General features: G+C 58.5%; 14 protein-coding genes. 8 read left to right on the top strand and 6 right to left on the bottom strand.

Annotated features, from left to right (window positions below):
• The first annotated feature begins 5 nt into the window (after positions 1–5).
• Genes KT71_RS05160 through KT71_RS20415 form a run of 3 tightly spaced genes read left to right on the top strand, consistent with a single transcriptional unit; the run spans position 6 to position 1,808 of the window.
• On the top strand, positions 6–809 hold the full coding sequence (locus KT71_RS05160; RefSeq protein WP_008292497.1) for a flagellar motor protein: 804 nt from the start codon (positions 6–8) through the stop codon (positions 807–809).
• Positions 810–811: 2 nt separating this feature from the next.
• Positions 812–1,630, top strand: a complete 819-nt coding sequence (locus KT71_RS05165) for a flagellar motor protein MotB (RefSeq protein WP_008292496.1) — start codon at positions 812–814, stop codon at positions 1,628–1,630.
• On the top strand, positions 1,623–1,808 hold the full coding sequence (locus KT71_RS20415) for a hypothetical protein (protein WP_023659991.1): 186 nt from the start codon (positions 1,623–1,625) through the stop codon (positions 1,806–1,808). Before KT71_RS05165 ends, KT71_RS20415 begins: the two co-directional genes overlap by 8 nt.
• Here KT71_RS20415 and KT71_RS05170 read toward each other — a convergent pair.
• Genes KT71_RS05170 through pomA form a run of 3 tightly spaced genes read right to left on the bottom strand, consistent with a single transcriptional unit; the run spans position 1,805 to position 4,096 of the window.
• The gene (locus KT71_RS05170) at positions 1,805–2,404 is read right to left on the bottom strand and encodes a PilZ domain-containing protein (RefSeq protein ID WP_008292495.1); all 600 of its coding nucleotides are present in this window, start codon (positions 2,402–2,404) and stop codon (positions 1,805–1,807) included. The genes KT71_RS20415 and KT71_RS05170 overlap by 4 nt on opposite strands.
• Positions 2,405–2,408: 4 nt before the next feature.
• Positions 2,409–3,308, bottom strand: coding sequence for a flagellar motor protein MotB (locus tag KT71_RS05175; RefSeq protein ID WP_023659992.1), 900 nt, complete (start codon positions 3,306–3,308; stop codon positions 2,409–2,411).
• 29 nt (positions 3,309–3,337) lie between these two features.
• On the bottom strand, positions 3,338–4,096 hold the full coding sequence (pomA, locus tag KT71_RS05180; RefSeq protein WP_008292493.1) for a flagellar motor protein PomA: 759 nt from the start codon (positions 4,094–4,096) through the stop codon (positions 3,338–3,340).
• Positions 4,097–4,235: 139 nt separating this feature from the next.
• Here pomA and KT71_RS05185 point away from each other — a divergent pair, with 139 nt between their 5' ends.
• The 4 genes from KT71_RS05185 (at position 4,236) to KT71_RS05200 (ending at position 8,661) form a co-directional block, all read left to right on the top strand.
• Positions 4,236–5,393 carry a flagellar hook-length control protein FliK gene (locus KT71_RS05185; RefSeq protein WP_008292492.1) on the top strand — a complete coding sequence of 386 codons (1,158 nt, stop codon included), beginning with the start codon at positions 4,236–4,238 and terminating at the stop codon, positions 5,391–5,393.
• A complete protein-coding gene (locus KT71_RS05190; protein ID WP_008292491.1) occupies positions 5,390–5,692 on the top strand; it encodes an EscU/YscU/HrcU family type III secretion system export apparatus switch protein in 303 nt (100 codons plus the stop codon). The genes KT71_RS05185 and KT71_RS05190 overlap by 4 nt, the downstream gene beginning before the upstream one ends.
• Before the next feature lie 78 nt (positions 5,693–5,770).
• Positions 5,771–7,282: a GGDEF domain-containing protein gene (locus tag KT71_RS05195; RefSeq protein ID WP_008292490.1), complete on the top strand. Its 1,512-nt coding sequence runs from the start codon at positions 5,771–5,773 to the stop codon at positions 7,280–7,282.
• A gap of 35 nt (positions 7,283–7,317) precedes the next feature.
• Positions 7,318–8,661, top strand: coding sequence for a GGDEF domain-containing protein (locus tag KT71_RS05200; protein WP_008292488.1), 1,344 nt, complete (start codon positions 7,318–7,320; stop codon positions 8,659–8,661).
• A gap of 388 nt (positions 8,662–9,049) precedes the next feature.
• Here KT71_RS05200 and KT71_RS05205 read toward each other — a convergent pair whose 3' ends face one another.
• Positions 9,050–9,475, bottom strand: coding sequence for a hypothetical protein (locus KT71_RS05205; protein WP_008292487.1), 426 nt, complete (start codon positions 9,473–9,475; stop codon positions 9,050–9,052).
• A gap of 49 nt (positions 9,476–9,524) precedes the next feature.
• On the bottom strand, positions 9,525–9,995 hold the full coding sequence (locus KT71_RS05210) for a Dps family protein (protein WP_008292485.1): 471 nt from the start codon (positions 9,993–9,995) through the stop codon (positions 9,525–9,527).
• 90 nt (positions 9,996–10,085) lie between these two features.
• Here KT71_RS05210 and KT71_RS05215 point away from each other — a divergent pair, with 90 nt between their 5' ends.
• Positions 10,086–11,378: an NADH:flavin oxidoreductase/NADH oxidase family protein gene (locus KT71_RS05215; RefSeq protein ID WP_023659994.1), complete on the top strand. Its 1,293-nt coding sequence runs from the start codon at positions 10,086–10,088 to the stop codon at positions 11,376–11,378.
• Between the two features lie 48 nt (positions 11,379–11,426).
• Here the strand turns inward: KT71_RS05215 and KT71_RS05220 are convergent, their stop codons facing one another.
• Entirely contained in the window at positions 11,427–12,629 is a 1,203-nt protein-coding gene (locus tag KT71_RS05220) for an endonuclease/exonuclease/phosphatase family protein (protein WP_008292483.1), read from the bottom strand.
• Between the last annotated feature and the right edge of the window lie 35 nt (positions 12,630–12,664).

The raw sequence follows: 12,664 nt of genomic DNA on the forward strand, positions 1-12,664 counted from the left end.
CGGACGTGGCAAAAAAACCGGCAAAGTCGGCAAAGGCCAAAAAGAAAGGCGGATCCACGGGCGTCAGCTTTGATTTTCTGACGCTGCTCGGGGTCACGCTTGCCGTGGGCGCGATCCTCGGGGGGAACTGGCTCGAGGGCGGGCATATTTCTGCCCTCCTGCAACTCACCGCCTTCGTCATTGTTATCGGTGGCACCTTTGGTGCGGTCTTGATTCAGACGCCTCTGAGAGATTTCCGTGGGGCCCTGGGCCGTTTGCGATGGGTCCTCCTCCCCCCGGCCTTTGATCGTGAAGCGGTGCTAGGGAAAACCATCGAGTGGAGCCGTATCGCCCGTCGTGACGGTTTGCTCGCCCTGGAGGAACGGGTGGGCAAGGAGCCGGACAACCTCACCCAGAAGGGCCTGCAGCTTTTGGTGGACGGACTGGAGCCCGAGGCAATCCGCACGGTAATGGACGTAGAGATCGACAACGCCCTGGCAAAAGACGCCCGGGCCGCCAAGGTCTATGAAGCCATGGGAGGCTATTCGCCGACCATCGGTATTATCGGCGCGGTGCTGGGTCTCATCGATGTCATGAACAATCTCTCAGACCCGACGCAACTGGGCGCAGGTATTGCCGTCGCCTTTGTGGCAACGATTTATGGCGTGGGCTTCGCAAACCTGCTGTACCTGCCCATTGCCAACAAGTTAAGGGCGGTATCCGGCGATCAGATGCAGTACCACGAGATGGTGGTCGATGGGATAGCGATGATTGCCGATGGCGATAACCCCCAGACTATTCAGAACAAGCTCGAAGGCTACCTCGACTAGTCATGGCGCGACGCAAGCCTCCCGAGAGTGTCGACAACCACGAGCGGTGGCTGGTGTCCTATGCGGACTTCATAACGCTGCTCTTTGCATTTTTTGTGGTGATGTATTCCACCTCGGCGGTCAACGTGGGTAACTTCCGGGTGCTTTCCGATTCCATCGTGCGGGCCTTTGGCCTCCCGGGCGTGTCCTACGACCCGAGCCGGCCCGATGGGGACGGTACCCAGTCCTCGCGTATCGGACTTCCCCAGCTGGATGCCGAGCGGGATGCGGTGAGGGTGCCTCTTCAGGCCGCTGCAAATAGCGCTTCGACCAATCCCAATGCCGCCCTGGGTGATATTCAGGCGGAGGAAGAGATTGCCGGCGTGGAGACCGCACTGCAAAGTGCCGTGGGGGATTTAGTTGCGCCAGACAGGCTGGCGATAACGGGTAACGATAAATGGCTGGAGATAAAGATACCGGCGCGGATGCTTTTTCCCTCGGGGTCCCGATCTTTGCTCGCCAGCTCTATCCCCATGCTCCAGCGCCTGGCGGAGACCCTGGGTGGCCTGCCCAACGAAGTTGTGGTGCAGGGACACACGGACAACCAGCCTATTCGCAACGGGCAGTTTCCCTCGAACTGGGAGTTGTCTACGGCGCGGGCCGCCGCTGTTGCCCGGGTGTTCGAAGATGAGGGCATAGACCCCTCACGCTTGAGCGCCGTGGGTTTCGGGCCCAATCGGCCCATCACCGATAACCTCACGGAGGAGAGCCGCGCAGAAAATCGGCGCGTGGTGATTCTTGTCCGAAGTGCGCTCCTGAGCCAGGTGGTGGGCGATGGTTGATTCCTCGGGTCCGGGTCCTGTCAATGGCGTGGCGGGCACTCCGCCCCTGCGCAGGCTTCGCCGCAGCGGTGAACGGACAACCCGCAGGCGCCGACAGCGTGAGTCTGAAAATGCGGGTCAGGAGACTCCCAGGGAGCCCCGGGGGCGGAAAGGACGCTTCCTGGACGAGCGCTGTTAGTCGCCGCTTTCCTGGCCGGGGCTGTCCGAGAGTAAGGCTCCCTGTTTTTGCACCACGTGCTGGATCAGCTGCTCCTGAGCCTGAAGATCGTCATCAAAATCGACGCGGATCCAGAAGGGCAGGGCAGCGGAGTCAAGGCGCTCCTCGGAGCTGACCACGGTTCCCGCAATGGAAAGCGTTACCTGGGAAGGCTTCAGAATAATGCTCAGTTGAAGGCGCGTGCCCGGCTCCAGGGACTGGCGTCCCTCAAAGGCGATGCCGCAGCCGCTGAGATTCACCATGCTGCTGTCGTAGGAGTGGACGCCCTCTTCCTCATAGTCCAGCGCCTGGGCCGCAATGACCGAGATTTTGCGGTTAAGCAGGCCGAGGGCCTGGGCGACCATGGGGCTCTCACGCCAGACGGCATTCACGCTTTTATTCAGCTCGCGGTCCAGCTCGGCCAAAAGAGAGCCGGTGCTAATCTCAAGGCCCCCCGTGTCTTCGCTGGGCTGCTGCCCTTCGGGAGGTTCCGGCATGACCTCATAGCGCAGCAGCACCACATCGTTGATGCGGTAGTACTTTCGTCGTTCCATGATCTTGGCTTGTGGTTCGCTCATAGGCTTATTCGATTCCCAGAATGTCCAGGGCGTCTGGATTGATATCGCGAATACTTTTGAGTTCGGATTCTTCGGCGTCTTCGATACCCTGGCGAATAACGATTTCCACGCGGCGATTGGAGGCGCGTCCCTCCACCGTGTCGTTAAAGGTAAAAGGGCGGGTGTCGGCAAAGCCCACAACCATCATGCGATCATCCTTGAGCAAGCCCTCGCGAAGGAGTTCATGGGTTACGGACAGCGCCCGGCTGGAAGAAAGCCCCCAGTTGGACTCATAACGCCCGCCGCGCAGTGGCGTGCTGTCCGTGTGTCCCTCGATGGATATGGTGCCCGGTATTTCCGTGAGGGCCTCGCGAATACGCGCCATCACGGGGACAAAATCCGTATTGAGCGTTGCGGACCCTGAGGGAAAGGAGCCTTGCTCCCGGATCCGGACGGTAATGGTGCGGCCATCGGATTCGACATCCACCTTGCCGGTCTGAACCTCGTCTTCCAGCATGTCCTTGAGCTTGTCTGCGTCGGCCTCGGTCTCGGCAAGGAGGGCGGTGATCTTCTGCTGGAGTAGTTCCTCGGCTTCGCTGTCTTCCAGCTCACCCTCGCCAACGCGAAGGGATGGGTCCGTGGTCTGGTCCGTGACTTGCTGAATGGTATCCACGATAGTGTCACTGGTTTCGCCGGGGCTGAATTCTGTGGCGACGACGCTCGTTCCCTTGGGGATATCTTCAAGTTCGAATTCGTTCTGCACGCCGAAGGCCACTTTCATGGAGCCTGCGATCTGCTTGAACTTTTGCACATCCATCTCGGCAAAGGATAGAAGCAGCACGAAGAAACACATGAGCAGGGACATAAGGTCGGCAAAGGTGGCCATCCATGCGGGCGATCCTGCGGGGCCGTCGTCGTCAGACATGGTCTTCTCTATCAGTTGTTTGCAGGAGCCTAGCCATCATCGCCGCCGCGTTTATCGGGTTCGAGATAGGCTTTCAACATGGATTCAATGATCCGCGGATTCTGCCCTTCCTGAATGGCAAGGACGCCGTCAATGCACATGGAGCGAACCCGGAGCTCGTCGGCTTTTCGCAGAGTCAGCTTGTCTGCAATGGGCATGGCAACCATGTTGGCGAGCATGGCGCCGTAGAGGGTGGTGAGCAGTGCGACGGCCATTGCCGGTCCGATGGATTTGGGGTCCGACATATTCGAGAGCATCTGCACCAGACCGATCAGGGTACCGATCATACCCATGGCCGGTGCTACATCTGCCGTGGCGCTGAACACCTTGGCGCCCCAGCTATGGCGCTCAATGGTTTGCTGCATATCTTTGCTCAGAACGGTGCTAACCACCTCACGACTGTTACCGTCGATGAGCATTTTGACGCCTTCGTCGAGAAAGTCGTTGTCGATTTCCTGGTTTTCCAGGGCCAGCATGCCTTCCTTGCGGGCGATGTTCGCAAGCTCAACGATTTTCTCGATAAGCTCTTCGGGGTCGGAACTCTTGTTGATAAAGGCCGTGAGCGCGACTTTGAACGCGCCAAAAAACTGGCCCATGGAGAACTTGATCATCACCACCATCACCGTGCCGCCCAGCACGATGAGAATGGAGGGGACATTGATGAATACCAGCGCCGATCCCCCGGTGAGGATGGCAGCCAGGACAATGCCGATTGCCCCAACCATTCCCAGTAGTGTTGCCAGATCCATCTCAGTCCCCGGTAAAGATCATTGTCAAATTAGCCGCTAAAGTATACACAGTCTGCTGCGGGTAAATGTAGCAATAAAAGCCGGCGCCGTACTACGGCTTCGGGGTTATCGGCGCAGCGTCGAGTGAATTCCTCAAGAGGTGGTTTTGGAAGAACTGCAACTGGCACTCACCACCGCCCGTGTTGATCAGCGCAATTTTGGCTTGTGGATCAATAACTGGCAGATCGGTCAAACGCTCAACGCGCTGGTGACAAACCAGTTGCCCTCGGGGGAGTTGGTCCTGCGTGTGGGTGGGCAGCAGATTACCGCTACCGCCGATATTCCCATTCAGCAGGGGGCGAGATTGCAGCTGGAGGTGAGTCAGCTTCAGCCCGTGCCCACGTTGCGGGTGCTTAATCCCACGGTCAATCCCGCAGCGGCCAATGTGGGAGGCACATTACAGTTGTTACCGGGCAATGCCTCGGGGATCGCCAGCCCGCCCCTGGGTAATGTGCTGCAATCCCTGCAGGCGAGTATCCTCGCCAGTCCCCTGCCGCCCCTGGTGGCGGATTCCGTGGGCCAACTCCTGAAGCAGGTGAACCGTCCGGCTCTTTTGTCGCAACCCGCGGGAGTGGCACAGGCTGTGCGTGATTCCGGCGTGTTTTTTGAGAGCGGGCTCCGTGCCGCCCTGGATCGGGGAGCATCCTCCTCAGCGCCTGGCCCCGCAGCACCTTCCGGCGACCTGAAGGCCGGTTTGTTTCGTGCCCTTGCCCGGGTGGATGCTGCGCTGGCCCGTATCGAGGCCATGGCTCTGCCCGCAGCGGATGCCGAGGCGCTTCTGGACATGAAGCGCGAGCTGGAGTCGGGGTTGGGCCGTATCACCCTGCATCAACTGAATTCGCAACCTGCCGATGCCTCCGCCGCCCGCCATTGGCAATTGGAAATCCCTGTGCAGGTAGCGGGTGCCGTCCACAATCTGCGCATGGAAATTGACCGGGATGGAGGGCGCGAGGCGGCCGAAGGTGAGGCGGGTGAAAAAGGCGATGAAGAACAGTGGCGGGTAAAGCTTGAGTTGGCCCCCGGGGCTATGGGCGCCCTGGAGATTGCCATGCGACTTCAGGGAGATGAGTTGACGCTGAACATTGCCGCTGCAAACAGTGCCGTGCGACAGCTCATCGATGGGGGAATGCCATCCCTTGTCGATGCGCTGAAGAGTCGAGGAATCACGGTCAGTACAAGTCCGACGGCTGCGCTGGTACCCAGGCAGCGTGTTGCAGAGGAACCCATGGCGGGGCCCGCGGTGGATCTTCGCGCATGAGTGACAATGACAAGCGCTCGCAATCCTCGGCTAAGGGGCCGGCCACGCAATCGGCAGCGCTTTCCTACAGCGGCGAGGGTGCACCGCTTCTTGTGGCCAAGGGTGAGAACGCCATTGCAGATCGCATAGTGGAGCTCGCATCCCAGAACGACGTGCCCATCGTGCAGGACGGGCAGCTCACGGAACTCCTTTGTCAGATACCCCTGGGAGAGGAAGTGCCCCCCGAGCTTTACCTTGCCGTCGCAGAAGTCCTGGCTTACGTGTATCGCCTGAACGAGCAACTGGACCGCCACGTTTAACCTGGCTGTTGATATCGCGTCTCAGGCAGGGCTGTTGTATGCTCCTCCTCGGGATTTTGCGGATGTTTGATAGCGCTCATGGATAAGGTCAAGGCTCTGGAACAGTTGGCAATGCGCCTCTCCCACATGGCTGACGGTGTGGATGAGGAAGTCGATGCATTACTCGTAAGCATTCGCAAGCTGCTAAAGAGTGGCGGCGATGCGGGCAAGATTGAAAGCCTCTCCGGGCAGCTTGCTCGCACCATGCTGGCGAATACCGGCGTCAACGCCGATAAGGTCAAAACTATTGAAGGCGGCTATGACCTCTCTGGCCTTCGCAAGTTAATCAAGTCTATGCCCGTGCGCGGTGATGAGCAGGAGCGCATGGGCGAGCTGGTGAAGCAGGTTGCCTCGGGCACCACGTCCATGGCCCGACAGAAAGCACTGGTGGATTTGCTGGCCGCTTCGGCGGAGGCGCTTCAGGAGGTGGCGACGCGGGATAAGTCCGACAGCGGAGTGCTGGGCTGGCTCGGCAAAAAATCCGGTTCCGACGCCAGTGAAGATCGCTACGTCGCACTTTTTGTGCAGTTATTGCAGCGTCTGGTGGAGCACATCGATGTTCTCAACGGTAACGCCGTGCGTAGCCACGCTATCAAGGACGCCCTGGAACAGGCGGTGCACCCCGAGCAGGCGCAAAAACTCCTTGCCCAGGTAACCGACGAAATCGAAACCATTGACGCCCGCATCCGCGCCGAGAGGAATCAGACGACGGATTTTCTCGGCGATCTCCGCCAGCGCCTTGACGGTTTTGAAGAGGTTCTCAACTTACTGTCCGACGATGGAGAGAACTCCCTCCAGCGTTCGGAAGATTTGCAAAGCGGCGTCGGTAAGGACACTCGAGACCTCGGCGAGGCGGTAAAGTCTGATGATATTCACGAAATACGCAGCGTTATCGCGACGGGCCTCGACAACCTGACAAAGCGCGTTGCAGAGCATGTGATCGCCGAGCGCGAGCAGCACGAAAGCTCCAAAGCCCGCGTTGCGGAGTTAAACGATCGCCTCGCACACCTTGAAGATGAAGCCGACATTCTGCGCAGTGAGATCAGAAACAAAAACGATCTTGCACTGAAGGATGCCTTGACCGGTGTCTACAACCGCGCCGGCTACGATGAAAGGACCAAGGAGCTCTATGCGCGCTGGCAGCGTTCGGGGGCAGCTTTGTCCATCGTGTTTGTGGACTGCAATAAGTTCAAGGAGATCAACGATACCTACGGTCACACGGCGGGGGACCTGGTGCTTGTCAAAGTATCTGATGTGCTTCAAGGGCGCGCGCGGGCCAGTGACATCGTCTGTCGCTATGGGGGTGATGAGTTCGTGATCCTCCTGCCCGATACCCACGTCCAGGGAGCCGAGGTGTTTGCACGCAGTGCCTGTGATGAAGTGCTCAATGCGGGATTCAATGACAATGGCAAGCCATTGGACGTTTCCATCTCCTGTGGCGTCACGGAGCTCATTACTGGTGACACTCTCGAAAGCGCCATTGGCCGTGCCGATGAGGCGATGTACCAGGCCAAGAAAATGGATGGCATGAAGGTCTGCGTCGTTAAGTAATTCTGTCGGCGATTGGCTTGAGAGGAATCCGGGTGATGTCGGATCAGGAAGACTGGAAACAGCGGTATCTCACGGAGTCCCGGGACTGGGAGTCTGCAGACAAACTCCTGCGGAGGGTGGCTACACGTCTCGCCATCGCCGCCGAGGGCTATTCCCCGGATCTTGACGCGGTGCTTCAGCGCATTCAGACCCATATTCGAAGCGGTGCTTCCCGAGATCTCGAGGCGGATCTGGGTGACCTGAGTCGTCAGATCAAGGGCCTGGATTCGGGCCGGTCCGCGCCGAAGCCTGCGGAAGCGATCGAGACCAAAGCCGAGGAGACCTCTTCGCCCCCTGTGCATTCTGATGCGCGGGAAGTGCTTCTCACTCTCATTGATGAATTTGCCGTCACACAGCCGGGCAGCGGTGCCTTCGAGACACTTCGTGAGACTTTGGAGCGCGACAAGGGCTCCAATTGGCACCGGGTGCTCGAACGGGTGATTGCGGAGATTCGAGGGCTTATTCAACGAATCAGCAGTGACAAGCAGGAACTCCAGCAATTGATGCAGGAGGTCGGTGAGGAGCTCGGGGGTATTTCCCAGGTACTGGGAGAAGAGCATAGCGGTCTAAAAGAGGGGCGGGAGCAGGCCCTGGCACTTCACGACGCCATGGATGCGGGTGTAGAGCAGATTCAATCGCGCATTGCAGAAGAGTCGGATATCACCCGCTTAAAGGCAGATGTCAGCCAGTCGCTTGAAAGCATCCGTAAGGGCATTTCCGAGTTTATAGAAAGGGACGCGGAGCGCTTCTCCCTTGCGGAGACGCGTAACGAAGAACTCCGCTCTCGCATCGAAAAAATGGAAGCGGAAACCGAGCAGCTCCAGGAAAAACTCAACCGGAATCGCGAGAAGCTCATGCGCGATACCCTCACGGGAGTACACAGCCGACTCGCCTACGACGAGATGATGGCCCAGGAGATGAGCCGCTTTCGACGCTATAAAGAGACCTTCTGTCTGGTGATGCTCGACATCGATTTTTTTAAGCGGGTTAACGATACTTTTGGGCACGCTGCCGGTGATAAGGCCCTGCAATCCGTAGCAAGTATTGTCGGTGACCGCATTCGTGAGACGGATTATCTGTTCCGAGTGGGTGGAGAAGAGTTTGTGCTCCTCCTGCCAAGAACCGAAGTGTCGGCGGCGTCCCCCCTGGTCGAAGTTATTCGCGTAGCCGTGGGTGAAAGCGGGTTTCACTACGAGAATCAGCCGGTGACGATAACCCTGAGTGCGGGTCTTACGGCGGTGCGCGATGACGATACGCCGGAAACCCTGTTCGCCCGCGCCGATGACGCGATGTACCGGGCAAAGAAAGCTGGTCGGAACCGACTGGTTACCCTGGAGTAACGTTCCGAAGATCTCCCGGGTTTATACGCCTCGGGTCAATCCTGCCCTGTTATTGATTTCGGCAATGGCTGGCGCCGCGCGCCTTCGTATATTATAATTATCTAATTAACAGCGGGCTGACGGGTTTCAACAGCTGGCTGTAAGCCATCTTCGGTCCGTGAGCTTTGTCTTACGGTTGGCCCCGTGGTCATTGATCACGGGGCTTTTTTATACCTGCAAAAAAACGGCGGCTTTACACCCACAAGAAGCAGCGGCCCCGCCAGTAGGGGGGGGGCGTCCCTCAATCAAGGGCATGCGGTAAGTCACTATAGGAGTCCGGCGTGATGCCCCAGCCCCTTAGTTCGGTGAAGAGAGCATCGAGCAATGGCAGCCTGACATTGCAGGCCTTTTAGTTTTCGAGATTCAAAAAGACACCATGCTCGTTGAACCAGCGTTCATCAATGACCCAGCGGACATTGTTCACATCGGGAAAGCTCCTGACGAGTTCCGCTGCGCGGGACTGGGTCTCCGCCAGGGTGTCCTGGGCTTTCATCATCTCCGGATGGTCGACCGCCGTCTTGCTGAGTTCGGGGAAGGCGGTTCGCAGAAAACGCATGGCCGGCACCTCCGCCGAGCGCGGGCTGTTCATGATAGCGATGCCGTTTTCGAGACTCTCCACCCGGAAAGGAAAGGGATAGCTCGCCAGCTGGCTATCCAAAGCCAGGCGATCGTTAATTTCCGTTACGCGGCTGTCCTGGGACGACCAATACCATAGGAACCCCATTGCCAAAACGGTGATGAGGCCGATGAGGTAGTTTCTGGCAAATTTATCCATGGGGTTCCTGCAGCTCTCCGAGAATACCCCGAAGGATAAAGGGACCGTGTCAGGCCGCCAAGGCGCGAAGCATCCAGGCGGTCTTTTCGTGCACACGCATGCGGTCAGACACAAGTGCCGCCGATGACTCGTCGTCAGCACTCTGAGCCTTGACCAGTACTTCGCGACAGGTCTTAACAATCTGCTCATGACCCTGGGTCAGGATGCGGATCATCTCCGAAGCGGGGGGCACGCCATCGACTTCCTTGATGTTGGATAGCTCTGCAAAGGCCTTGTAGGTTCCCGGCGCTACAACGTCAAGGGTGCGAATGCGTTCGGCAATCTCATCTACCGCCAGCGCCAGCTCGTTGTAATGCTCCTCGAACATGAGATGTAGTTCGCGGAACTGGGGGCCGGTCACATTCCAGTGAAAATTGTGGGTTTGAAGATATAGCGTATAGGAATCTGCGAGGAGAACCTTCAGGCCGTCCGCAATACTCAATCGATCCGCTTCGTTAATGCCAATATCAATGCTGCTCATAACTGCTCCCTCGTGATTTCTTGTTTTCTGCTTTCCATAGGCCTGATATGGTGGCGAATTGCGCAAATACAAGCAAATGAGGTTTCCCCGGTGACAAAATTATCTGAGCACCTCACGCTTCCCTGCGGTGCGACGGTCCCGAACCGTCTGGTAAAAGCAGCGATGACCGAAGGATTGGCCAACGTTGGCGGCGAACCCACTCCGGCGCTTGAGCAGCTGTACCGTATCTGGTCCGAGGGCGGCTCCGGCGTTTTGCTCACCGGTAATGTGGTGGTTGATGCTTATCACCTGGAACGACCGGGTAATGTCGTCGTAGACCGTGAACCCGATGAGGCCATGAAGGCGGCCCTTGCGAGCTGGGCCCGGGCGGCTACGTCCGCCGGGAATCATGCCTGGGTGCAGATCAGTCACGCAGGGCGCCAGACATTGAAGACGGTAAATCCTCATCCCAAGGCGCCGTCGGCGGTGAAACTGGGTCTCCCCGGCGGCCAGTTTGGTGAGCCCGTGGCGTTGACCGTGGAAGAGATCGCCGACCTCGTGCAGCGCTTTGCCGTAGCAGCAAAGGCGATGCAGGAAGCCGGATTCACCGGGGTGCAGATTCATGGTGCCCACGGCTATCTGATCTCCCAGTTTTTGAGTCCGCGAAGTAATCAGCGGGATGACGCCTACGGCGGCGAGCTGGCTCATCGAGCCCGCTTTCTCCTTGAAATCATAGACGCGGTACGCGCGGCGGTGGGACCCGGTTTCCCCGTTGCGGTGAAACTCAACAGCGCGGATTTTCAGAAAGGTGGTTTTGCCTTTGAAGACAGTCTGCAGGTGGCGAAATGGTTGGAGGAGCACAGCGTCGATGTGATTGAAATTTCCGGCGGCACCTACGAGCAGCCCAAGCTCCTGGGCAAGGAGGGCATTGAGCCCACGGAGAAGCAGCACGTGGCGGAAACCACGCTGCGCCGTGAGGCTTATTTCGTCGACTTTGCCCTGGCGATGCAGAAGCAGGTATCCATCCCCCTGATGGTTACCGGTGGTTTTCGGTCTCGCGCCGCCATGGAGCAGGCCCTGGATGAGGGTGGCGCCGCTCTCATTGGCCTGGGGCGCCCACTGTGCGTGCAAACCGACGGTCCTGCGCGCCTGTTGGCGGGCGCCGAGACTCTGCCCCGCTATGAGGATGATCTGGCTTTGCTTCCGCCCTGGCTTGATTTTTTGAAAGGGCTGAGTCTGGTAAAGACCCTGAGTACCTTCGCGACGACTTATTGGTTCTATGCGCAGCTGGATTCCCTGGGGCGCAATGGCAAGGTCATGGAGAATCTATCGGTGCTGAAGGCGGCTATGCAGGTCAGTAAGCAACAGTCATCGTTTTTGAAAGCCAGGCGCAGCCAGACGTAAACAGTGCTTGATGTTTATTGACGTTCCGTTGCGAGCTGGCCCGCAACCTTAATCAACAAGCTCCAGATCCATCCACACCAGGCGGTGATCGGACGATGCCCGGCGGTTTTTGACCAGCCGCCGCAGAGGGTCGCCCGGCGCGGGCCAGAACACACCCGCATCAATGACTCGCCAGCCCTTCTTGCTTGGAATCACATAGTCCGCGCGTATGCCCCAGCTTGCGGTGTGCGTCGGGCTGAATCTGCTGTCGGCGTTATTGGCACGTCCTCCATCGCTCGTGGGCAGGAGTCCACGGCGAACCTTGTCGTGCCCTAACAGCGCCGTAATGCCCTCGCGACGGGCGTCGCCTTCCTCCATGGATGCGTTGAGATCACCCAGAATGACGAAGCGCTCATCCTTTAAGCCGCCGGGCTGATCCCGGTCGTCGTAGATGTAGTCTGCCTGCTCACCGCCTTCTATATAGTCCACCCAAAAGCGGATCTCATCATGATTGCGACGGCCGTTGCGGTCTTCCGGGCCGTCAAATACCGGTGGCGTGGGGTGGCTGGCCAGCACATGCAGCACGTTACCGTTGATGCGGACAGGAACATCCCAATGGGACTTGGACGACAGGCGCAGCACTTTCTGTACGGCCTCGGGGTACCAGAGCTCATTGGTCTCGGTGCGCATGTCCGTCATGAGGTTGTCGGGCATGTCCTTCCACTTGAACAGCTGGAAACTGCGGATTGCCTCGAAGTCGATGGGGTAGCGACTGAGGAGGAGCATGCCGTACTGGCCGGGGTAGAGTCCGTAACCAAAGGCATCATTGCCCGTTCCCGAGGCTTCGCCGTCCCGGTCCAGATCCATGCCCGAGTCCACGCCCGTGTTGACGGGCCCCTGGTAGTAGTAGGGATAGTCGATGGCCTCCACATCCGTCTGCGATTGCTGCAGGTAGCGTTCGATAAAAGGTTTTACCCCCCGCTCGGGATCAGCGTGATAATCGAACTCGTTGAGTAAAAGAACGTCGGGTCGTATCCGCTGAATGATCTCCGCGATGTTTTTGATCTGCGGGTGCTCGCTGTTGCTCAGGGCGGCGGGCAGTTCGTGGCCGCTGGGAGTAACGCCTTTGCCGACATAGTTGCCCCCTTCCATGCTGACGTTAAAGGTGGCTACGCGAAGGACCCGAGCCTCGCTATGGGCACCGGCGGGCATCAGCAGCACCCCGAGAATAAGGAAGATGGCGGGGAGCAGCTTACATGGGAGGCGGCGCATAGTAGCTCCATTATTCAGGACCTGAGAGTGACCGG

The organism is Congregibacter litoralis KT71, assembly GCF_000153125.2.
GTDB lineage: Bacteria > Pseudomonadota > Gammaproteobacteria > Pseudomonadales > Halieaceae > Congregibacter > Congregibacter litoralis.